This window comes from Marinobacter alkalisoli (genome assembly GCF_045449795.1).
In the GTDB taxonomy this organism is placed as follows: domain Bacteria; phylum Pseudomonadota; class Gammaproteobacteria; order Pseudomonadales; family Oleiphilaceae; genus Marinobacter.
Genome location: NZ_JBJJLB010000027.1, coordinates 76,117 through 98,740 on the forward strand (window position 1 = coordinate 76,117; position 22,624 = coordinate 98,740).

Genomic DNA, 22,624 nt, shown 5'->3' on the forward strand with positions numbered 1-22,624 from the left:
TCACAGGTGCTTCCAGCCCCAGTGCTGCCGTCGCTGGCTTCTGTTAGCATCAGGATAACTTTCCCAAACACCCATAAGGACAACCTATGGCGAACACCAGCCCGGACAAAGAACGGCAAATGCTGGGGTTTTTCCTGGTGCCTGGCGTGTATATGCGAGTCATGGCCGAAACCGTGCGGCAGCTTGGCTACAATGACCGGTCGTTGTACGAGGGCCTGAGTTTTTCAGCGGAAGACCTGAAAGCGAATGACAGCCGGGTGTTCGTGACCGACGCCATTATGATGACCCAGCGTGCGTTGGACCTCGCGGGCAAGGATGGCTTGAGCTTCCTGTTGGCGCGGGAACTGCGGTTGACCATCCATGGCACCCTGGGTTTTGCTGCGCTGACCAGCCCGACGTTTGCCGATGCTCTGGATTCGGTACGCCGCTACCTGCAGCTTCGCGCGCCGTTTCTGAGCATGAGTCAGTCCGAGGCTGGTGATAACGTGCTGGTCCAGCTGCGCACCGAATTTGATGCACCGGGCCTGTACCCGTTCCTGGCAGAAACCGTGAGCGCCACCCTGATATTGCTGACGGAGCAGTTGCTGGACCGCGAAGATGCCGAAAAGCGCGGGTTTGCACTGACCGACGGCAAATTGCCGGGGGTCACTGTACATATGAGCAAACCCGAGCCGGATTATTACCCCCGCTTTGCGAATCAGCTGCCGGTGCGCTTCGAGTACGGCAAGCCCGAGGAAATGCTGGTGTTTCCGAAGGATCTGCTGAATGTGCGCATGCGGTTGGCGGATGCAGATGCGTCCCGCATGGCCCGCGAGCAGTGTGAGTTCGAGTTGCAGAAGGCGTTGAAGGATCAGGGCGATATTACCCTGGCGATTCGCAATATGCTGCGGATGACGCCTGGCCCGCTGCCTTCCCTGGAGGCTATGTCGGAGCGTTTTTGTGTGTCGTCGCGGACGCTCAAGCGCCGCCTGGCGGAGAAGGACACGACCTATCGCGAGATTCTGGAGTCGGTGTTAAAGGACCGGGCGATTCAGTTGCTGCGGTATACCAATCAGTCGGTGAGTGAGATTGCCTACGAGCTGGGTTATGCCGATCTGTCCAATTTCAGCCGGGCATTCCGCAAATGGACCGGGAAGTCGGCCAGCGAATTCCGCGAGGATGGGCCCGATCCGGCGCCTGAGCTGGGGCCCTGAATTGGGGGGATGGGCATGGGGTGGTATCTTTTTTCAATGGAAAAAGAACTCGCTACGCTCAGACACCTTTGTTCCATTGAAAAAAGATACCACCCCATACCCTCGCGGAAATCAGGAGTAGCCTCCGTAGGTCGGGTTAGCGAAGCGTAACCCGACAACCCCAGCCACCCGCTAATCCAGGAAACACCATGTCACTCGAAAAAGACACCCACAGCAAACTCTTCGGTTACCTCCTCTGGATCTTCGGCTTCCTCGGATCCCATCGCTTTTACTACGGCAAACCGATAACCGGCACCATCTGGTTCTTCACCCTGGGCTTGCTGTTTATCGGCTGGATCATCGATCTGTTCCTGATTCCGGCCATGGACCGCGAGGCGGACCTGAAATTCCGGGACGGCGAGGTCAGCTACAACATTGGCTGGCTGCTGCTGACCTTTACCGGCGTGTTCGGCCTGCACCGGATGTATATGGGCAAGTGGATTACAGCAATCCTGTATCTGCTGACGGGCGGGCTGTTCCTGATCGGCGTGCTCTACGATTTCTGGACGCTTAACGACCAGATTTCCGAGCGGAACCGCGAAGTTAAATTCGGCTGATCAGTTCCCCGTCGCCACTTCCAGTTCCCTTAGCCCTTCTTCCAGATAATCCAACATCCGCTGCAGGCTCGGTAGCGTGCGGCGGCAGCCGATGAGGCCGAATTCGATCTGGTCGCGGTAGCTGGTCAGGGTCATGTTCAGGGCCAGTCTGTCCATGGCGATGGAGACCGGGTACATGCCTTCCATTCGGGCGCCGTTCCAGTAGCAGTCTTCGGAAGGCCCCGGCACGTTGGAAATCACCACATTGAAGGTCTGCCATTTCGGGGCCATACCCGTGAGCAGATTGAACGCCGCCGGCGCGAGCGTCAGTGCGGTGTAGTTCAGGATCTCCTCGGAGGACATGGTCGAGTAGCGATCCTTGGCCAGTTTGACATCCTGATGGATGTGCATCAGCCGGTCGGCAGGGTCGCTGAGATGGGTGCCCAGAGAAGCGAGGATGATCCCGACCTGGTTGCCTTCGTCACTGTCATCACGGCGCAGGGATACGGGCACCATGGCGATCAGCGGTTGCTCCGGCAGGGCATCCTGATTCATCAGGTAGGTGCGCAGGGCACTGGCGCACATGGCCATGACCACATCGTTCACCGTCACCCCGTAGGCCTGACCTACCGCGCGAATACGTTTCAGACAGTAGGACTGGGCCGCAAAGCGGCGGGAGCCGGTGATCTTCCGGTTGAGAATGCTGCGGGGGGCGTGAAAGACGGAATCGTACGCCGGATCCTTGCGGGCCTGGTTGACCGTTTTCAGTAGTTCCCGGGCCACCGTGGGCACCGTGCCCAGCTGTTTGCCGGATTCCCCGATCAATTGTCCGATGCTTCGCCACAAGGACATCCCTCCCCCTTCCGCTGAACGCCGGGTCCTCGGGGGCAATGCCCAGATCGGGGGCATATCACGCTGTTCGGGATCAGAGGACAACATGCGTTGGGCCATACGCATGGCGGAAACGCCATCCACCAGGGAGTGGTGAATCTTGGTGTACACCGCAAACTGGCGATCCCTCAGGCCCTCAATCAGGTGAAATTCCCACAGTGGCCGCTCGCGATCCATCAGGTGAGAATGCTCCGCCGAAACAAACGACAGCAACTCCCGAACACGGCCCGGTGTCGGTAGTGCCTCAAAGCGGAAGTGATGTTCCAGGTCCAGGTGTTCATCCTTCACCCACACCGGTTGCGCGAACCGGCTGTCCAGACGACGGTCAAACGGCGATGTCACCGTGGAGTGGTCACGGAGCTGGTCCGCAAGCCGTGCCACGTAGTCATCCGGCGCATCCTCCGGAAAGGAAAACAGCTGGAGCCCCCCGACATGCATGGGCTGCTGGCGCTTTTCCAGCCAGAGAAACATCTGATCTGTAGGGCTGAGTGGCTTCACGGGGCCATCCTTGTTGTTGGATTTTCCGTGATCTTACCCTAGCCGTGATGGCAGGGAATTGACCACTGGTAACCCCCTGCGGGGAAAAATGGCAACCAGCTCCCGCCGACGTTGCGATCAGGCTGCGACGGTTTCCGATTGACTCACCGGTACTTCCAGCCTGATCTGATCTCCATCCAGCAATACCGGGTAGGTTTTGATACTCACGCTTTCATCCTCCAGGCACTGACCGGTGATCAGGCTGAAGTGTTGTTTGTACAGTGGGGAAGCCACCACCGGTTCACCCTTGATGTCACCGGTGATGCCCCGGGCCAGCACGTTCGAGCCACTGAACGGATCGGTGTGGCTGACGGCAAACAAAGCCGGCAGACGATGCGGAAGGTAGAACACCGCCACAGGGCCATCTTCGGTCCAGACCGCAACACCGGATTCCGGCACCAGATCGTCAACCTTACAAACCGAATCCCAACGAGTACGAGCTTTCATAACAGTCTCCCAAGCAATCTTTCGATATATCTGTGTGGTCAAGTGAGTGAGGGGGTATGGGGTGCTTTTCTGTCAGGGAAAAAGATGTCTGAGCGAAGCGAGTTATTTTTCCCAGAAGAAAAGTACCCCGTACCCCCTCGCTCCACCCCCAAGCCAGCAAGCTACGAAGCAACCTCAGCCTCCAAAACAGGCCGCCGCTGATCCCGCTCAGTAGTCCACTGCTGCACCGGATCCTTCTTCTCCGGCGCATTGACGAACTCGCGGAAGCGCTTGCGCTTCTCCGGATCTTCCACCGCCGTTTTCCATTCGCACTGGTAGGTTCCAACAATGCTTTCCATGTGCTCTTCCAGTTCCTTGCCAAGACCCAGACTGTCTTCCAGCACTACCTCTTTCAGGTAGTCCAGACCACCTTCCAGGTTCTCCATCCACACACTGGTGCGCTGCAGGCGATCGGCCGTGCGCACATAGAACATCAGCACCCGGTCAATGGTGCGGACCAGCTCCTCGTCGGAAAGGTCAGTGGCAAACAGGTCGGCGTGGCGTGGGCGCATGCCGCCGTTACCGCAGACATACAGGTTCCAGCCATTCTCGGTGGCGATCACCCCGATATCCTTGCTCTGGGCTTCGGCACACTCACGGGTACAGCCGGACACCGCCATCTTGATCTTGTGAGGCGAACGCAGGCCCTTGTAGCGATCCTCCAGGAAGATCGCCATGCCCACGCTGTCCTGCACACCGTAGCGGCACCAGGTGCTGCCGACGCAGGATTTCACCGTGCGCAGGGATTTGCCGTAGGCGTGACCGGTTTCAAAACCGGCGGCAATGAGTTTCTCCCAGATCTCCGGCAACTCACTCAGAGTGGCACCGAACAGATCCACCCGCTGACCGCCGGTGATCTTGGTGTAAAGGTTGTACTCCTTGGCCACCTCACCCAGCACAATCAGCTTGTCCGGAGTGATTTCACCGCCGGGTACACGGGGCACGATGGAATAGGTGCCGTTCTTCTGCATGTTGGCCATGAAAGTGTCGTTGGTGTCCTGCAGCGGCACGTGGTCGGTGGCCAGGATGTGCTCATTCCAGCAGGTCGCCAGGATTGACGCGACGGCAGGTTTACAGATGTCGCAGCCATGACCTTTGCCATGTTCCCGGATCAGCGTCTGGAAGGTACGGATACCGTTGACCTTCACCAGGTGGAACAGCTCCTGGCGGCTGTATGGGAAGTGTTCACAGATGTCCTTGCTCACTTCCACGCCGCGTTTTTCCAGTTCGCTGTCCACCACGTTTTTCAGCAGCGCCGCGCAGCCACCGCAGCCGGTACTGGCCTTGGTTTCGCCTTTGACGCTACCCAGGTCGCTGCAACCGGCGTCAATCGCGCCGCAGATATCGCCCTTGGTGACGTTGTGGCAGGAACAGATGGATGCGGTTTCCGGCAGGGCATCGGGGCCCAGGGCTGGCGCACCGCCCTCGCTCTCCGGCAGGATCAGGGTTTCCGGGTTATCCGGCAGGGTGATGCCGTTGAGGGCATACTGCAGCAGGGTGTCGTAAGGGCCGTTGTCACCCACCAGAATGGCACCGAGCAGGGTCTTGCCGTCCTCGCTGACCACCATGCGGCGGTAGTGACCGGCCTGCTCGTCGTTGAAGCGGATGTTGCGGGCGCCCGGAGTCTGGCCATGGGCATCGCCAATGGAGCCCACGTCCACGCCCAGCAACTTGAGCTTGGTGCTCATGTCGGCACCGGTAAAGGCGGCTTCACGATCATCATTAAGGGCGGACGCCAGGGTGCGTGCCATGGTGTAGCCAGGGGCCACCAGACCGAAGATTTTGCCGCCCCACAGGGCACATTCGCCAATGGCGTGAATGTGCGGATCAGAGGTGGTGCACTGATCGTCGATGACGATGCCGCCACGCTCGCCAATGTCCAGGCCGCAGGCGCGGGCCAAGGTGTCCTGGGGGCGGATGCCGGCGGAGAACACGATCAGGTCGGTTTCCAGATGGCTGTCGTCGCTGAAGTTCATCCGCAGGCGGCAGTCCTCACCTTCGACAATCTCGGTGGTGGCCTTTTCGGTGTGGACCTGAACGCCCAGTTCCTCAATCTTGTGCCTGAGCAGGGCACCACCGTCGGTGTCGAGCTGCACCGGCATCAGGCGCGGGGCAAACTCCACTACGTGGGCGTCCAGACCCAGACTCTTGAGGGCATTGGCCGCTTCCAGGCCCAGCAGACCGCCGCCGACCACAACACCGGTTTTGACGCCCTTGGCGCTGGCGCGGATGCTGTCGAGGTCCTCCAGGGTGCGGTACACCAGACAATGGGGGTGCTCGTTGCCCTTGATCGGTGGCACGAACGGGTAGGAACCGGTGGCCAGCACCAGTTCGTCATAACCGTAGGTACCCTCGGGGGTGGTCACGGTCTTCTGGTCCCGGTCAATGGCGGCGACCTGTTCGTCCAGATGCAGGTCGATGTTGTTCTCTGCATACCAGTCGGCGGTGCCCATGGCCAGGTCGGCATGGGTAGAGCCGCCAAAATACTCGGACAGGTGGACGCGGTCATAGGCCAGCAGTTTTTCTTCGCCGAACACCTTGATATCGAAGCGGTCAGCGGCAGCTGAACCGGTCAACTGCTCAAGAAAATGGTGACCCACCATGCCGTTACCGATCACGATCAGGGTTTGTTTGCTCATGGTATTTCCTCTCTCTTTCACTGACGGCATCACGCGGCGTCGCAGTAATGTTTGCCAAAGGCCAGGTGGGCCCGGACAGGGCTGATGTCATCGGCCTGTTGAATGCGTTCGCTGTACCAGGGGCCGTCCGTGGTTTCACCGAACAGGACCGCGCCGGTCAGGCGCTGGTTGCGGATCAGCAGGCGGCAATAGCGATTGGTTTCATAGTCTTGCCAGACCACCGACTCGGTATCGCCGTCCGGCTGTGTCTGGCCACAGGAAAAAATCGGAATGCCGCTGATCTTCAGTCGCGTGGGAATGACCGACGGTTCAAAAGCGGCATCGCTGTTGGCATCGCAGAGCACCTGGGCAAGCACTTCAGCCTGCTGGTAACCGGGCTCCACCAGTCCAAAGGTCTGATCGCTGATCTGGCAGCATTCGCCAACGGCATAGATATTCGGATCGCTGGTGCGCAGCCGGGTATCAACCTGGATGGCGCGATCACAGTCCAGACCAGCATCCCGGGCCAGTTGGGCGTTGGGTGAAATGCCGGCGGCGATGACCACCAGGTCGGTGCTGATCAGGGTTTCATCGTCCAGCTGAACCGCACGGATGGTGTCTCTGCCCAACAGGGCAACCGGGGAAGTATGGGTGCGGATAGCGAGGCCCCGCTCTGTCAGGGCATCTTCCAGCAGGGCACCTCCGGTCGGGTCCAACTGGCGGTTGAGCAGGTGGCTGCTGCGATGCAGCACGGTGACGGACATACCCCGGCTGCGCAGACCTTCGGCGGCCTCCAGGCCCAGGAAACCACCGCCGATGACCACAGCCCGCCGGTGGCGCTGGCTGATCTCGATCAGCTTACGTGTGTCCCGCAGATCGCGGAATCCGACCACGCCGGCCATCTCTTCGCCGGCAATGCCGAGACTGGCTGACCGCGAGCCGGTGGCAATCACCAGGCGGGAGTATTCCTGCACCATACCGCTGGTAGTGGTGACCGTTTTTGCCTCGCGGGTGATGGCGGTGACGGGATCCCCCTGATGCACCTCGATGTGGTGCCGCTGATACCAGTCGGGCTGCTGCAGCTTCAGGCTGTCCTCGCTGGCATCCCCGGCCAGCAGCGCCGACAGTTGGATGCGGTTATAGGCCGGGCTTGCTTCGCCATTGAACACAACAATCCGGCTGAATGGCTGGTGCGGTTGCGCAACCAGTTTTTCCAGCAGTCGTTGTGCCACCATGCCATGGCCGCAGATAACGAGGGTTTGCCCTGCCCCGGTAGTCATGTCTGCCATCCCTTTTTCAATCGATTTTCAGCCCAACAAAAAAAGCCGGAGCATCTCCTCCCCGAAGGGACTGGATGGTCCGGCGCCAATGCCAACAACAATGATCTGATGGTCCGGCCAATCCATGGCCGGGACGTTCTTCCCTGTTCTACCCTCTATCCACTGCTAACTCCGTGCCAGTTTTATGAAGTCAATGTAAACAATGGCTTAGGCGTTTTCTTCCGCAGGCTGCACTTCTGGCGTGCGCTCGGACGGGGCGGCGTGCACCGTGAAGGTGCCCGATCGCTGCTCCTGTTCATCTGCGTTTGATTCGGCGTCGGATTCGTCCCGTGGAGCGTTTGCTTTGCCCGGAAAGCTCTGCTTCTCATACAGGAACGACAACACCGCCTGCCGGTAATGCACATACTCCGGATTGTCCGCCAGGGTGACCCGGTTACGTGGCCTTGGCAGCTCAATGTGGAGTTCTTCCCCCACGGAGGCGGCGGGGCCGTTGGTCATCATCACGATGCGGTCGGACAGCAGCACCGCCTCATCCACATCATGGGTGATCATGATCACGGTGCTGTTCAGATCCTGCTGGATCTGCATCAACGAATCCTGCAGGTGTGCCCGGGTCAGCGCATCCAGCGCGCCAAACGGCTCGTCCATCAACAACACACTGGGTTTCATCGCCAGCGCCCGGGCAATCCCCACCCGCTGGGCCATGCCCCCGGAAATCTCGCCGGGGCGTTTGTCGAGGGTGTGCCCCATGTTCACCAGGTTCAGATTGTGCAGAATCCAGTCACGTCGCTCGGCCTTGCTCATGGTCTTGCGGAACACCTGCTGAACCGCCAGCTCGACGTTTTCATACACCGTCAGCCACGGCATCAGCGAATGATTCTGGAACACCACCGCCCGTTCCGGCCCCGGCGTATCCACCTCATGCCCGTCCAGCACACAACCGCCGCGGGTGGCCTGCAGCAGTCCGGCGACGATATTCAACACCGTGGATTTGCCGCAGCCGGAGTGACCGATCAGCGAGACGAACTCCCCTTTACGGATTTTCAGGTCCACGTTTTCCAGGGCGACAAACGGACCCGTAGGTGTATCGAAGGCCATTTGAACATTGGTTAATTCAAGATGTGGTTTGTTATTCATTCCAGGCAACCTTTCTTTGAATAAGTAACATGATCCGATCCAGCAGGAATCCGATGAAGCCGATGGCGAGCACCGCCACCATGATCCGGCTCAACGACTGACTGCTGCCATTCTGGAACTCATCCCAGACAAACTTCCCCAGCCCCGGGCTTTGGGCCAGCATCTCGGCGGCGATCAGCACCATCCAGGCAATGCCCAGGGAAACCCGCAGGCCGGTGAAGATCATCGGTACCGAAGACGGCAGCACCACCTTGCGGACATGGGTCCAGAACGACAGCCTCAGGACCTTCGATACATTCAGCAGGTCGGGATTGACCGCTGCCACGCCGACACTGGTGTTGATCAGGGTCGGCCACAGGCTGCACAGAGTCACGGTGATCATCGACGTCAGAAACGATTTCTCGAACATCGGATCGTCACTGACATAAGTGGCTGAAACCACCATGGTCACTAGAGGCAGCCAGGCCAGCGGGGACACCGGTTTGAAGATCTGGATCAATGGGTTCATCGCCGCCGAAAAGTGACGATTAAGCCCGATCACAATGCCCATGGGCACGGCGATCAACGTTGCCAACAGGAAGCCGGCAAGCACGGTGCCGAGACTGGTGGCGATCTGATCAAAGAACGTGGGAGCGCCGGGATACGAGCGAATCCTGACTTCCGCCTCCGGATTTTCGGCCAGAATGCGTTCGTTGCGCTGCTCCTGCATGGTTACGAACTGTGCTGCGCGTTCCCGCTGGTTGCTGTGTTCCTGCCACAACTGGCCGGACTGCTCCAATACCGCCGCAGGGCCCGGAAAGGCACCCAGGGAGGTCTGCACCTGAGGCGCGGCGAGGTGCCAGAAGCCCAGGAACAGCAGGATGCCGAGAACCGGAAGCAGCAACTGGCGACCGGCTTCGGCCAGGTTGCGTGGGGACAGTGTGTCGGTCAGCGCCCGGAGCCAGCGAGGGGTCTCCGGTGTCTGATCGGTCTGGCTGAGTGTGGTCATGGGATCTCTCCTGACAGTCACGTGGTTAAGGGGTTTGCGACCCTTTCAGGCCGATGTCGAAACTGTCGATGTAGGCGTTCGGCTCCCGCGGGGTGAAGGCGACGCCGTCAATCAGCTCACCCTGGTAGGGGCGGGCAAAGTTTTCGGCGTCCAGGTCCGGGAAGTCTTCGGCGCTGAGGGTGCCATCCTCGATCAGTGAGCGGGCGGCTTCCTTATAGATGTCCGCGCGGTACACCCTGGCGGCGGTTTCCATGTACCAGTCGTCGGACTTGGGTTCCGGAATCTGTCCCCAGCGACGCATCTGGCTCAGGTACCAGATGGCATCCGAGGGGTATGGGTAAGTGGCGTAGTGACGGAAGAACACGTTGAAGTCAGGCACCTCACGCACGTCGCCTTTCTCGTACTCGAAGGTGCCGGTCATGGAGTTGGCGATGACTTCCTCATCGGCGCCGACGTAATTTGAACGGGCGAGAATCTTCACCGCCTGTTCCCGGTTGGCGTTGTCATTGTCATCCAGCCAGTGGGCGGCGCGAATCAACGCACGCAGCAGGCGCAGGTGGGTGTTGGGGTATTGTTCGGCCCAGGTTTCGGTTACCCCGAACACTTTTTCCGGGTTGTTGGGCCAGATCTCGTAATCGGTAATCACCGGCACGCCGATACCCTTGAACACCGCTTGCTGATTCCAGGGTTCGCCGACGCAGTAGCCCTGGATGGTGCCGGCTTCCATGGTGGCGGGCATCTGCGGTGGCGGCGTTACTGACAGGTGAACGTCTGCTTCCAGTGTGCCGCTGGTATCACCACGTTGGGGCGCGTAGTAGCCGGGGTTCAGGCCACCGGCGGCCAGCCAGTAACGCAGTTCATAGTTGTGGGTGGACACCGGAAACACCATGCCCATACGAAAGCGCTCGCCTTCGTTGCGGTACTGTTCAATGACCGGTTTGAGGGCGGATGCACTGATCGGATGCGCGGGCTGACCGTCGTCGTTATTGCCGATATGCGGGCGCATCTGTTCCCAGACATCGTTGGAGACGGTTATGCCGTTGCCGTTCAGGTCCATGCTGAAGGCGGTGATGATGTCGGCCTGGGTGCCGTAGCCGATGGTGGCTCCCAGTGGCTGGCCGGCCAGCATATGGGCGCCGTCCAGTGAACCGGTGACGACGCCGTCGAGCAGGACTTTCCAGTTGGCCTGGGCTTCGAGTTCCACAAACAGGCCTTCGTCCATAAAGAAGCCCTGTTCCCAGGCGACGGCCAGCGGCGCCATGTCGGTGAGCTTGATAAAGCCCAGTTTCAGATCCGGCTTCTCCGCCGGTCCGATGTCGGCCTGAACCGTGCCGGTCCCGCCCATTATCAGAATTGTGAATGCCAGTGTCTTCAGCTTCATAGCGCTCTCCCGTAGTTTCCTTTCCCCAAACAAAAAACGCCCGCTCCCCACTGATGGGAAACAGGCGTCGATGCCCGGGAAACCTGGTTGGTTATCGGAAAATGTTATCTGTAGATGTGTTTGCAGGGGGTGTGCCAGGTTTTTATTGAATTGAATTTAAAGGATTTTTGTTCGTTTCTTTAGATTGGCGAGAGCGGCTGGAGCGGTTGATGGGAGCGGTTTTGGTGCGTCAGGCTTCGTTTGCGGGCACGGTCGGAGCGGACTGCCAGTCGTGAATCTGTTCTCCAAGCAGGGAATCGCTGGAGACATCCACTGGACCGAACTGACCGTTCATGGTGAACGGCCTCGGATGCCTGCCCTCGGTTTTACTGTCGATTACCGGGGTATCAATACCCAGGGATCCTGCAGCGTCGCGGAACACATCGGGGCGGAAGATGCGCTGTATCGAGGCCGTGTCGATCCGTGACAGCTGTTGTTGATGGGCGATCAGGCGTGTGGCCAGCCAGTGGGCCTGGGAAAGCCAGGGGAAGTTTGCCGAGTTGCGGAAAAAATGCTGGTGCAGTTGGGGGTGAAACGGGCTGTTGTCACCTTCCGCGTGCACGGGAAACTGTTCGCCAATGTTGCGATCGAAATACTCACCGAGGTACTCCGGGCGGGCGAGGATCCGTGCCAGCATGGCGTGATTGTTCGGGCTGTCCAGCCAGCGACAGGAAGCCAGGAGCGCCCGTATCAGGTGGCGGTGCATTTCCTGGTGCTGTTCGGCCCAGTCGGCCCGGAGTCCCATGACCTTCTCGGGAGCGTTCTGCCAGATCTGGTGCCCGGAGTGCAGAATGCGACCCAGTTCCCGGCTCTCAAGCACGCTGTTCCAGGGTTCACCGACACAGCAGCCTTCAATGGCGCCGCTCTGCAGGGCGTCCATCATCTGGACCGGTGACACCGGGATAATATGGAAATCCTCGCCGTTGACGGCGCCGGCGGAATCGAGCCAGTCACGGAGTTGCAGGTCATGGCTCGACCACGGGGCAACCGAGGCCAGCCGGATGGGCTTCTGGCGTTTTCTCGCCAGCTGCGTTAATGCACGGGCGGTTTCGATAGGCTGCCCGAGATCAACGCCGGACAGGGCAATGTTCTCAAACAGATCGTTGCCCAGGGTTATGCCGTTGCCGTTGCGGCTCAGCACCATACTGGTTGTCACCGGTACCCTGGGGCGGTCTGTGGCCAGGGACATGCTCAGGGGCATGGGGGCGAGCATATGCCCGCCTTCCAGAAGGCCAAAACTGACCTTGTCCCGGAGCGAGGCCCAGGAACTCTCACGAATGAGTTCGACCCTCAGGCCCTCGGCCTCGAACAGGCCCATTTCCTGGGCCATGATCAGGGGCGCGCTATCGAGCAGCGGAACAAATCCGAGCCTGAGGTGAAAAACCGTACGACCGCGGATGGGCGTGGGCATGGCCATGGGATCAACTCCCCCGTGTTGGGTCAGGACGCCTGCCTGACCGCGGGCCTGGTCGTTTGCCGTTCCAGCAGGGTGATGATTCGCCGGGCCATGTCCGGCAGTCGCTCGCTGTGGTCCATGGCTGCTGAACGTAGCATCTGGAACGCGGTGTCTTCATCGCAGTTTTCGTGTTTCATGATCAGGCCCTTGGCCTTCTCAATGAATTTTCTGTCCTCCAGTGCCCCGCGGGTTTCCGCCAGCTCCGTCCGCAGTGCCTGAAAGGATTCGAACTGGGCGATGGCGGAATCAATGATCGAGCGCACGCTCTGGGGCTTGATGCCGTCCACCACGTAGGCGCTGACGCCAGCGCGGACTGCGGCCTGAATGGTGGCGCGGTCTCCGGGTTCGTCCGCGGAAAAGACGATGGGGCGGGGCGCGTGATCGTTCAGCGTGCTCATGTTCTCCAGGGTGTCCCGATCCGGTGAATCCATGTCTATGATGACCATGTCCGGCTGGTCACGGGCGACGGCGGCTGTCAGCCCGGTGGCGTCGGGACGCTGTCGGATTACTTCGTGGCCGCTGTGAGTCAGGGCCGCACACACCTTGCTGGCCCGCTCCGGATTATTGTCGATCAGTAGAATTCGCAAAGACTCTGATGACTGCATGACGTTTCCTCAATGTTCGTTGCGCGGAATAACATGGATACCGCGGTATTGCGCAGGTCTGGGGTCCGCTTCCGGACGTTTGTGACCAGAGTGGAGCAATTTATCTGCCATGGATGGCCAGTGATGGGAAAAACAGTCAGTTAGGCAGCAGCAGGGGCATCTGTCACCGTCCTGAGATGCGCGGATATTGCCTCGCGCCTGTGCATAGAACGCCCATTGTGCACCAGAATGTGGCCGGCTCCGTGGCCGTGGGCCGCAACTCCATCTCCCGATTCGTTGGTTATCAGGCACTTTGCGAGGCTGGCCCCCGATTTGCTACAGGTTTGTCAAAGGTTCTTTCCAGACTGAAAGATTTGAACAGACCCAGGCAATGAAGCCCGCCAGGATTTCGAGACCATCACGGCCGGAACCCTGCCGGGCTTTTTTGTTGCGCTTTCTCCGGTGGAGCAGACATGTTGGTGCCTCTGAGTGATCACGAAAACGGAACAAAAACGACCTGCCCTTATTGCGGGGTGGGTTGCGGCGTAGTGGCTTCGGGTGCCGGAGAGCCGGAAATTACCGGCGATGACAGTCACCCGGCGAATGGCGGGCGCCTGTGCGTCAAGGGTGCCAGCCTGGGAGAAACCCTGGGCGACGACGGCCGCCTGCTGGCGCCCAAAGTGGATGGCGCCACCGTGGCCTGGCCGGAGGCGATTGATACGGTGGCGGACGCGATCAGGACATCCGTAGAGACACACGGGCCCGCCTCGGTTGCCTTCTACCTCTCTGGCCAGCTGTTGACCGAGGACTATTACGTGGCCAACAAACTGGCCAAAGGGTTTATCGGTACCCCGAACGTGGACACCAATTCCCGGCTTTGCATGTCATCGGCGGTGGCGGCCCACAAACGGGCCTTTGGTGGCGATCTGGTGCCCGGCTGTTACGAGGATATTGAACTGGCGGATCTGCTGGTCCTTGCCGGCAGTAACGCGGCCTGGGCACATCCGGTGCTGTACCAGCGCATGAAAGCCTCCGCCCGGGCGGGCCGGAAGGTGGTGGTGATCGATCCCCGGCAGACCGCCACCAGTGAGCTGGCGGACCTTCACCTGGCCCTGAAACCCGGAACCGACACCATCCTGTTCAACGGGCTGCTGGTATGGCTGGCGGCAGCCGGGGCGATTGATGAGGCCTTTGTTGCCGATCATTGCCACGGATTCCAACAGACGCTGGCCGCCGCCCGGGCGGCCGCACCCACACCGGCGGCGGTGGCCGAGGCCTGTGACCTGCCCCAGGAGGATGTGGAGACCTTCTATCGCTGGTTTGCCGAAGAGCAGCGGACGGTGACGGCATTCTCCCAGGGGATCAACCAGTCCGTTGCCGGTACCGACAAGTGCAACGCCATCATCAACTGCCACCTGGCGACCGGCCGCATTGGCAAACCCGGGGCCTGCCCCTTCTCCCTGACCGGTCAGCCCAACGCCATGGGCGGTCGGGAAGTGGGCGGTCTGGCGAACACCCTCGCCGCCCACATGGATTATGACACCCCGGGCGCAAAGGACCGTGTGGCCCGCTTCTGGCGCTGTGATTCCGTGGCTGATGGGCCGGGTCTCAAGGCCGTTGACCTGTTTGATGCGGTGGAGCGGGGAGACATTAAAGTCTTATGGGTGCTGGCCACCAACCCGGCGGTGAGCCTTCCGGAATCCGGGCGGATTCGCCGTGCGCTGGCCCAATGCCCCACGGTGATCGTGTCTGACTGCACGCAATACACCGACACCACGGAATACGCCAATATTCTGCTGCCCGCCGTGGGCTGGGGTGAAAAAGACGGTACGGTGACCAACTCGGAACGGCGCATTTCCCGCCAGCGCCGATTCCTGCCGCCAGCGGGAGAGGCAAAGCCTGACTGGTGGATTCTTTCTGCGGTGGCGGGCCGCCTGGGTTATCGGGAATTCTTCGATTACGACGGCCCGGCGGATATCTTCCGCGAACATGCAGCGCTTTCCGGATTTGAGAACCGGGGAGAACGGGCCTTTGATATTTCCGGGCTGGCGGACCTGAATGATGAAGCCTATGACGCCCTGGTGCCGACCCAGTGGCCGGTGACCAGCCACGCCGACGCCGGCACCAGCAGGCTGTTCACCGACGGTCAGTTCGCGACTGCCGACGGCCGCGCCAGGCTGGTGCCGGTGGAAACGCGATTGCCGGAGCAGTCGCCTGATGCCGAGTTCCCGATGATCATCAATACCGGGCGGATTCGTGACCAGTGGCACACCATGACCCGGACCGCGTTGGCCTCCCGGCTGCTTGCCCATCGCTCCGAGCCCTTCATGGATGTTCACCCGAAGGATGCCAGGGCGCTGGGTGTTGAAGAGAATGGATTGGCCACCCTGGAGGGTGACCATGGACGTTTTGTCGGCCGGGTTCATATCAATCCGGGGCAACGGCAGGGTGAGGTTTTCCTGCCGATTCACTGGAACCGGCAGTTCACCGGGGATGGGCTGGCCACCGCCCTGACTAGCAGCATTGTTGACCCGGTTTCCGGTCAACCGGAAGCCAAGCATGGTCGTGCCAGGCTGACGCGTTGGCCGGCACGGTGGCACGGCCGGTTATTGGTGCGCAAGAACCGGCCCCGGCGCTGGCAGGCCGATTATTGGGCCATGCAGCCGCTGGAGGCCTGCTCGAGTTGGTGGCTTGCCGGGCGCACGAACGTGGACTGGCCAGCCATGGTGCAGGAATGGCTTGGAGGGGCGCCACAATTGGTGATGCAGGACGAGCGTCAGGGCCGTTTCAGGGCCGCCCGACTGTCGCAGGGTAAGCTGGAGGCGGTGCTGATGGTGGAGCGGGACCCAACGCTTCTGCCCCCGGTGGACTGGCTTGCCGACTGTTTTACCCGGCCGGAACTGGACGAAGCAACTCGTCGCTGCCTGCTCGCAGCCCGAGCCGTCGACACCGAGGATATTGGCGCACTGGTTTGCAGTTGTTACCAGGTCGGGGAGAAGCAGATCTGCCGGGCCATTGAGGCTGGCGCCACCAGTGTTGAGCGATTGGGCGAAGAGCTGCAATGCGGTACCGGTTGTGGCTCTTGCCTGCCGGAGTTAAGGGGATTGGTCGACAAACACAGTGCCGGCTCGCCCAGAACCTGGGTCGGGGAGCACGCCGGTTAACGGCCCGGTCTACTCAGTAACGATACTGGCACCCGGTAACGAAGCCCGCGTGAGGGGCCCGTCCCTGCCACGGTACAGGTCTTCCGGTTGACCCGGATGATTTCGCCCTGGTGCTGATGGCGGCCGCTGCCGAAGTGGACCGCATCGCCTACCTGCCAACTGGCCGTCAGTTGTTGCGGCGGGAGGATGTCGAATGGATCGTGAGGCAATTCAAGCCCCTGCCTCCGGGCCTGATCCGCCAGGTAACTCCGCGCGGCCCCGGCGCCACCACTGGCATGAAGCTGGTCGAGAATGTCATAGAAGTGATGGTTGTGTACCGAGCCGTGAAAACGCTTGCCGGCGCTGTGTTGCAGCAGGTGGGCAAACTCATGGCAACAGGTGTGGGCCAGCAGGTTGAGGGTGGTCAGCTCGCCACCAAAGTACCCTCGCCGCTGGATTTCCCGGGTTGAGAGCCACCCCATGGCGGTCTCGGCCTGCTGTTTGGCCATGATCATCCGAACACCATAGGTAATCTGATGTTGCCGGGTGCGGGAATCGTACCGGTGGTAGGTGGCCTGGCCGGAGCCGACCCGACACTGCAGCGAAACTCCAGAGCTACGCCCCCTGATCCAGCTGGCGGCTGGTTGCCACAGCAATTCTTCGGTGACCGAACACATCAGTTTGCCCAGGCCAATAGCGTTATTTCTGGAGATGGTCATCGTGAGCAAACCTGAATAATCATTTTCCTTCGATGGGGGGTATTAAGGTTACCGCCCGATTATTCGGATTGCTATGACCTATGCTCCCAATGTCGATTGGGGTCTCTGTGTTAGCGAGGCCACTCAGAGAGATTTTGATAATGTGGTTAAGCTAATATTTCGGCAGAGCGACAAAGCGGAAACTCCGACCAAGCCCGCCGCTTGAACCAGTAGCTGTAATCAGACAAACTGTCACCAGATATAAATAAGTGGTGACAGTTTGTCTGATTGCGGCTCGGCCCGATCTTCCCGGGCACAACTTCAAACCCTGTTCTGCCAGCACGGCGGCCAGCTTCGCCTGAGCGAAGCGCTGGCCCGGGGCTATAGTCGGTACCAGTTCTATCAGCTCCGGGACGAGGGGGTGATAGAACCGGTCAGTCGCGGTCTGTATCGTCTGGCGGATCTGCCGCCCATTGAAAACCCGGATCTGGTGACCGCCGCCAGCCGTTTTCCCAATGCCGTGCTTTGCCTGATTTCCGCGCTGGACTGGCATGGCATCACCACGCAAATTCCCCATCAGGTGCATCTGGCGGTGGAACGGGGTGCCCGCCTGCCGGTTCTGGATTATCCGCCGGTGGCCGGGTACCGGTTATCCGGGCGGGCGTTCAGCGCAGGTATTGAGCAGGTGGACGTGGATGGAATCACCCTGAATGTCTACAACCCGGAGAAAACCCTGGCGGACTGTTTCAAGTTCCGCAACCGCATCGGCATGGATGTAGTGCTGGAAGCCCTGGAGCTATACCGCACCCGCAAAACCTTTCTGCCGGGCAAACTGATGGAATACGCCAGAATCTGCCGGGTCGCCAATGTCATGGCACCCTATGTGGAAGCCAAGCTGTGAATGGAATCCGTCAATCACCAGAACAACCAAAGTGAAAGGAGATCACGATGGCCAAAAACACCGCCGCGTCTGTTCGCCAGAAACTGCTAAATAAGTCCCGGAAATAGAAGAGTCCCTTTCAGGAGCTGCTGCAGTATTACGCCATGGAGCGTTTTCTATATCGGCTCAGCCAATCGCCCCACAGCGACTGCTTTACCCTCAAGGGCGCACTGATGCTCTGGGCCATGCAGGGGCCGAACAGCCGACCGACACGGGATATCGATATGCTGGGCCAGACCAGCAATGAACCGGACGCGATTCTGGCCCAGGTGCGTGACATTGTTGAGACTGATGTGACGGATGATGGCTTGCGTTTTGATCCGGATACCCTGAATGCTGAGACGATTACTGAAGATGCGGACTACCAGGGACTTAGAGTGACTTTCACCAGTTTTCTGGGCAATGCCCGAGTTCAAATGCAATTGGATATCGGATTTGGCGATCCCGTATTTCCGTTCCCTTCCTGGTTGGAGTTTCCGACCTTGCTGGATTTTCCCGCTGCTCGAATCCAGTGCTACACCCCGGAATCCTCCATTGCCGAGAAGTTCCAGGCGATGGTGAACCTTGGTGAACTGAATAGCCGGATGAAAGACTTCCATGATATCTGGTTGATGTCGCGCCAGCATGAATTCCGGCTGGACAATCTCAAAGGTGCAATTGAGGGCACCTTCCGAAAGCGCGGTACGGAAATCCCTGAAACCAATCCCTTTTCTGCCGCTTTTGTGGACAGCAAGCAGCCACAGTGGCAGGCTTTCCGTAAACGCCTTGGCCAAGATCATGTGCCAGAGGCGTTCCCGGAAGTTGTAACGGCGGTGGTTGAATTCCTCGGTCCCGTGATGGTGGGCAAGGTCGCCGAAACCCCGGAGGAAATCTGGCACCCACCCGGTCCATGGAGTCGGCAGGCCGATGGCTAGTTTTATTTCGGAAGACAATATCGAGCAGGCGCTGCTGCAGCGCCTCCAGCACATTCACGGTTTCAACGTGCTGGATTGCTATACCGCAAAGCTGGAAGATCTCAACGATGGCTCTCACCGTGCCGACAAGCGGCTATGTCCCCGATTGCCGCCTACCGTCGCCCGGATGTCATTCTGTATGTTAACGGGCTGCCCCTGGTCTTTATCGAGCTAAAGAACTCCAATGTGCGGCTGCGAAATGCATTCGAGGATAACCTGCGCAGTTACCGGCACGAGATTCCCCAATTGTTCCACTGTAACGCCTTCTGTGTGTTGTCCAACGCCCTGGAAACAAGGGTGGGCAGCTTCACTGCAGGCTGGGAGCATTTCTTCAACTGGTTTCGGGAGGAGAGTGAGAAAGAGGCGATAAACCGCAAGGAAATTACGGAACAAGCTACCAGCCTTGAGCATGCCGCCGATGGCCTTTGCGAAAAGGCCCGCTTCAAGAACATCGGCTTCTTCAATCAGGCTGCGGATACGTTGCTGAGCAACGAAGAATGGCGGAAGCAGTTCAACGTCTACGAGAACACGGTGACTGCTCTCTACGAAGCCTGCAAACCGGAGATTTTCCAACAGCACGATAATCAGCGCATTGCGGCTATTCAGTACTTGCGTGGTGTGCTGGACGCGCTTGTGGAGCAGAATCATACCCGCACTGATTTTGCCCAGCGGCTTCAGGAGATCATCGACAAGTACAACTCTGGCAGTTCATCCGCCGATGCCTACTACGAGGATCTTGTCCAATACGTTGGCAATCTTCGGGAGGAATCCGAGCGTCATATCCGCCTATTGGAAGGTCATCCCAAAGTGTTGGTGCAGGATTGGTGGAAGGATGGCCAGACTCAGCGGGCAGTCAAGGCTGCGATTGGGGAGGTCCTGGATAAAGACCTTCCGGAAAGTTACGACGCGGGTCGCGTTCAAAGAGAAGTGCGACAATGTGTTCGAATTGGTTGTAGAGTTTGCTGCCAGTGGCCGGAAGTGGGTCGCCTGAGGTGGCTAATACCGGCCCCCTCTTTGTGCCCCTACAAATCCCTGTTTCACCTCGTTGATAGCAGTTTTGGACTGCGGGTTTGAATTGCTCCAGAGAAAGTCCAAGCCAGATAGAGTATTATTCATTCTAATTATTATAGGTTGAGTAGATAATATCTGTTTTCCAGTTTCGGGTTGCTGTAACCCTACAACCGATACCATCAAATTCAATCCTTTGCGCTTTTAGTTCTGAGGCGAGACGGCTGAGTATCTTTTTTAGCCATCCTTTGGTGACTGCACTACCTCCGCCAGCGAGGCCAAAGATCAGAGCTTCCATTGATTCGTTACAATCCATTAGTATCTTGATGAGCTCTTCAACTTTTTCCGCTGTCCTCTGCGAGAATCTTCGCTTTCTTATGGCAATAGAGGCATCTGTTCCCAGTAATACCTGTATTATCGCCAAAAGGTCATCTTGTTCCCGTTTTGAAAGCTTCATGGGTTCCCTCTCCTAAAGCTTGATTGGTTGTTAGTTATAAAAGTCCATTTATTATTATTTCTTCTATGTCAGATTCTGAAAGGTTGCGTATATAGAAGTAGGAAAATTGATTATCTACCTCTTTCGAGGATAGTATGATTATTGATTTTTTATTACCTACTGCCCAGTAACCCTTTCCGTTGGCTGTATTGAATATCCGTATCTCTTTTGGTGACACGTCAGGTTTTATGACGTGCACATAGGACTTCCTTAGTTCCTTGTGAAAGTCAGATGCTTCGTCAGTAAGGCCTTGCAGTCCGAGAATTAATTCCGGATAAGATGACATGTCAATGTCTTTAAAGTCGTAGTCACTCTCTGAAACGGTTTCCATTGAGAAATACGAGTCGCCCGGTAGCATGAATATCAAGGATCCTGCAGAAATAATCCTTGCGCCTGAGAGCCGGTCTGCAGATATTCTCAACTCGTGAACACCACCAGTCCCGAATTTTAATGCGTCATTCTGCTCAGTGGTTTTATTGTATTCAACCAATACTTTGCTTTCGAGCGCCTTATCTTCAGCAGCGGAAACGAGAGAGGAAGATAATAGAGCTAAGATAGAAATTACTGCATAGAGTCGATGTATGTATGGCTTCCTTTCCACAATATAGCTCCCGTTTTAATCTCAATGTTTAGAGTGGTAATTGTTCATTATACTCTACATAGTTGATGTAGAAGTTTACCATGAAGAGCAAGGAAAGCCGGGGTTCACCGCTGTCATATTAGCGGCGCTTGATAAAAAGGGCGCACGGCATTGTGCCGTGCGCCCTCATCGCTACTGTGCGGATTCTGATCGGAGGATCAGCCTTCGATCGGCGAACGCCAGTCGTCCGCACCGGAAGTGCCTGCAACGGCGTGCTCCCAGGTTACCTTGCGGTAGGACAGGGATACCTGAACAAGCTGGGTGAAGTCAGCGTTGTCGGCATCCTGGCAGTGAGGCATGTTGCAATCGATGTCGATGATGGTGGCATCTTCCAGGATGGTGGAGAAGAAGTGCTCCTGTTTGCCCTCAACGGAGGTGCGGTACCACTTCAGCTCTACCTTTGGCAGCATTTCGCCGGAAGCCAGGGCGTTGTACATCAGCGGGGTGGCCTTGTTCAGAGCGGAGGTGAACTTGAACGGCTTGTGAACGCGCTGACCGGAAGGCTGACCGGACTGGGGATCAGTCGGAACGGTTACAACGTGGCTGAATTCCTGAACCAGCACTTCGTCTTCGTGACCTTCAACGTAGATGTTGCCTACGGAGTCGGAAGTGAATGCGCCGGCGGTGATGTTGCCCTGAGTCTGGCCTTCGATGCTGATATAACAAGGAGTTGGCATAGTCTGCTCCATGACGTGTGAATGAATAAATGTCCCCGGGGTCTTCCCTGGACGCTTAGTCATAAACAAAGGCCGTGCCAGAATAGAAAAACCAATATAAAACAACGAATAATGATTATCTAACGTGCTAGTTCGGGCCTGGCGGGCAGTCTTTTGCTGGATTCGGGGCAAGAACTTGCTGGCAAAGCAAAAACTTGCCTGGCTGGTGGTGAATTGGCGGCTGGTTGCCGGAGCCGTGGAAACTCAGGTACTATCAAAAAAGTAGTCTTATCCTCTTGAGCAAAGGAATTGCACCCCCGAACAGCAAGGAGCTAATCTCGGGCGCCCCGAACACTGCTATCCCCGAATCCATCGCCTCTCAAGCAGGGGGCATGCGGTTTTGCGTCGTTTCGGCCAGGTTTTGTGCATCCATCTTTTCGTTCAGGTTGGTTTGTTCAATAACTGGGTGATCCATGGTCAGAAACGACACATTGAAGCGACTCTCCGGCCTTGTCCTGATAGGGATAACGGCCGTCTTTATGGCCTTTCTGAACCATAAAGGCCAGTTGGAACAGCCGGCCATCCATAGCGTTCCGTTTACCCACGGGCTGACGCCGGACACATCTTTCGACACCCTTCTTCCCAGAATACTCAGTGATGAACACTTGCGTGGCGATGCACGGCTGGTTGTCACCGGGCATACGGGAACCCGGGGCGATGACGAGGCCAATCTGCGGTTATCGGAAGAGAGGGCGGAGCTGATCGCGGAAATGCTCGTCGAAGAGGGGGTGTCAAAAGACGCCATTCTGGCCGTCGGCGTTGGTGGCACTGAGCCATTGCAGCGCCAGGAAGGTGAATCTGACAGGAGTTACCAGCGGCGTCTGCCTCGTGTCGACGTTGTCATTACCAATCCCTGAATATGAAA

21 protein-coding genes are annotated in these 22,624 nt (G+C 58.3%); 8 read left to right on the plus strand and 13 right to left on the minus strand.

What is annotated here, in order from left to right:
• Positions 1-86 precede the first annotated feature (86 nt).
• Entirely contained in the window at positions 87-1,193 is a 1,107-nt protein-coding gene (locus ACJO3M_RS13100) for a helix-turn-helix domain-containing protein (RefSeq protein WP_407001801.1), read from the plus strand.
• 188 nt (positions 1,194-1,381) lie between these two features.
• Positions 1,382-1,789, plus strand: a complete 408-nt coding sequence (locus ACJO3M_RS13105) for an NINE protein (protein ID WP_407001803.1) — start codon at positions 1,382-1,384, stop codon at positions 1,787-1,789.
• Here the strand turns inward: ACJO3M_RS13105 and ACJO3M_RS13110 are convergent, their stop codons facing one another.
• The 9 genes from ACJO3M_RS13110 to ACJO3M_RS13150 form a co-directional block, all read right to left on the minus strand.
• Positions 1,790-3,157, minus strand: a complete 1,368-nt coding sequence (locus ACJO3M_RS13110; RefSeq protein WP_407001805.1) for a WS/DGAT/MGAT family O-acyltransferase — start codon at positions 3,155-3,157, stop codon at positions 1,790-1,792. It abuts the gene before it with no gap.
• A 117-nt stretch (positions 3,158-3,274) separates the two neighbouring features.
• Positions 3,275-3,643, minus strand: coding sequence for a nitrite reductase small subunit NirD (gene nirD, locus ACJO3M_RS13115; RefSeq protein WP_407001807.1), 369 nt, complete (start codon positions 3,641-3,643; stop codon positions 3,275-3,277).
• Positions 3,644-3,804: 161 nt separating this feature from the next.
• Entirely contained in the window at positions 3,805-6,321 is a 2,517-nt protein-coding gene (gene nirB / locus ACJO3M_RS13120; protein ID WP_407001809.1) for a nitrite reductase large subunit NirB, read from the minus strand.
• A gap of 29 nt (positions 6,322-6,350) precedes the next feature.
• The gene (locus tag ACJO3M_RS13125; RefSeq protein ID WP_407001811.1) at positions 6,351-7,580 is read right to left on the minus strand and encodes an NAD(P)/FAD-dependent oxidoreductase; all 1,230 of its coding nucleotides are present in this window, start codon (positions 7,578-7,580) and stop codon (positions 6,351-6,353) included.
• Positions 7,581-7,787: 207 nt separating this feature from the next.
• On the minus strand, positions 7,788-8,678 hold the full coding sequence (locus tag ACJO3M_RS13130; RefSeq protein ID WP_407001955.1) for an ABC transporter ATP-binding protein: 891 nt from the start codon (positions 8,676-8,678) through the stop codon (positions 7,788-7,790).
• A gap of 31 nt (positions 8,679-8,709) precedes the next feature.
• The gene (locus ACJO3M_RS13135; protein ID WP_407001813.1) at positions 8,710-9,705 is read right to left on the minus strand and encodes an ABC transporter permease; all 996 of its coding nucleotides are present in this window, start codon (positions 9,703-9,705) and stop codon (positions 8,710-8,712) included.
• A 25-nt stretch (positions 9,706-9,730) separates the two neighbouring features.
• The gene (locus tag ACJO3M_RS13140) at positions 9,731-11,086 is read right to left on the minus strand and encodes a CmpA/NrtA family ABC transporter substrate-binding protein (RefSeq protein ID WP_407001815.1); all 1,356 of its coding nucleotides are present in this window, start codon (positions 11,084-11,086) and stop codon (positions 9,731-9,733) included.
• A gap of 229 nt (positions 11,087-11,315) precedes the next feature.
• Entirely contained in the window at positions 11,316-12,542 is a 1,227-nt protein-coding gene (locus tag ACJO3M_RS13145) for a CmpA/NrtA family ABC transporter substrate-binding protein (RefSeq protein ID WP_407001817.1), read from the minus strand.
• Positions 12,543-12,565: 23 nt separating this feature from the next.
• Positions 12,566-13,186 (minus strand): ANTAR domain-containing response regulator, encoded by a 621-nt coding sequence (locus ACJO3M_RS13150; protein ID WP_407001819.1) that lies wholly within the window; start codon positions 13,184-13,186, stop codon positions 12,566-12,568.
• A 452-nt stretch (positions 13,187-13,638) separates the two neighbouring features.
• Between ACJO3M_RS13150 and ACJO3M_RS13155 the strand changes: the two genes are divergently transcribed.
• Positions 13,639-16,329 (plus strand): nitrate reductase, encoded by a 2,691-nt coding sequence (locus ACJO3M_RS13155; protein ID WP_407001821.1) that lies wholly within the window; start codon positions 13,639-13,641, stop codon positions 16,327-16,329.
• On the opposite strand, the gene ACJO3M_RS13160 is transcribed toward ACJO3M_RS13155, so the two are convergent.
• Entirely contained in the window at positions 16,326-17,027 is a 702-nt protein-coding gene (locus ACJO3M_RS13160; RefSeq protein WP_407001823.1) for a hypothetical protein, read from the minus strand. The two genes, ACJO3M_RS13155 and ACJO3M_RS13160, sit on opposite strands and share 4 nt — an antisense overlap.
• 259 nt (positions 17,028-17,286) lie before the next feature.
• On the opposite strand from ACJO3M_RS13160, the gene ACJO3M_RS13165 reads away from it, so the two are divergent.
• The 4 genes from ACJO3M_RS13165 (at position 17,287) to ACJO3M_RS13180 (ending at position 19,973) form a co-directional block, all read left to right on the plus strand.
• Positions 17,287-17,907: a type IV toxin-antitoxin system AbiEi family antitoxin domain-containing protein gene (locus ACJO3M_RS13165; protein ID WP_407001825.1), complete on the plus strand. Its 621-nt coding sequence runs from the start codon at positions 17,287-17,289 to the stop codon at positions 17,905-17,907.
• Positions 17,908-18,050: 143 nt separating this feature from the next.
• The gene (locus ACJO3M_RS13170) at positions 18,051-18,860 is read left to right on the plus strand and encodes a nucleotidyl transferase AbiEii/AbiGii toxin family protein (protein WP_407001827.1); all 810 of its coding nucleotides are present in this window, start codon (positions 18,051-18,053) and stop codon (positions 18,858-18,860) included.
• The gene (locus ACJO3M_RS13175; protein ID WP_407001829.1) at positions 18,853-19,074 is read left to right on the plus strand and encodes a hypothetical protein; all 222 of its coding nucleotides are present in this window, start codon (positions 18,853-18,855) and stop codon (positions 19,072-19,074) included. Before ACJO3M_RS13170 ends, ACJO3M_RS13175 begins: the two co-directional genes overlap by 8 nt.
• Positions 18,996-19,973 (plus strand): type I restriction endonuclease, encoded by a 978-nt coding sequence (locus ACJO3M_RS13180; RefSeq protein WP_407001830.1) that lies wholly within the window; start codon positions 18,996-18,998, stop codon positions 19,971-19,973. Before ACJO3M_RS13175 ends, ACJO3M_RS13180 begins: the two co-directional genes overlap by 79 nt.
• Before the next feature lie 43 nt (positions 19,974-20,016).
• Here the strand turns inward: ACJO3M_RS13180 and ACJO3M_RS13185 are convergent, their stop codons facing one another.
• From ACJO3M_RS13185 to ACJO3M_RS13195, 3 genes are all read right to left on the minus strand, one after another.
• The gene (locus tag ACJO3M_RS13185) at positions 20,017-20,364 is read right to left on the minus strand and encodes a hypothetical protein (protein WP_407001831.1); all 348 of its coding nucleotides are present in this window, start codon (positions 20,362-20,364) and stop codon (positions 20,017-20,019) included.
• Positions 20,365-20,398: 34 nt separating this feature from the next.
• Positions 20,399-21,004: a hypothetical protein gene (locus ACJO3M_RS13190; protein ID WP_407001832.1), complete on the minus strand. Its 606-nt coding sequence runs from the start codon at positions 21,002-21,004 to the stop codon at positions 20,399-20,401.
• 197 nt (positions 21,005-21,201) lie between these two features.
• Complete coding sequence (locus tag ACJO3M_RS13195; protein WP_406986594.1) at positions 21,202-21,720, minus strand: Hcp family type VI secretion system effector; 519 nt, start codon at positions 21,718-21,720, stop codon at positions 21,202-21,204.
• 518 nt (positions 21,721-22,238) lie between these two features.
• Between ACJO3M_RS13195 and ACJO3M_RS13200 the strand changes: the two genes are divergently transcribed.
• A complete protein-coding gene (locus tag ACJO3M_RS13200) occupies positions 22,239-22,616 on the plus strand; it encodes an OmpA family protein (protein WP_407001833.1) in 378 nt (125 codons plus the stop codon).
• Positions 22,617-22,624: the final 8 nt, after the last annotated feature.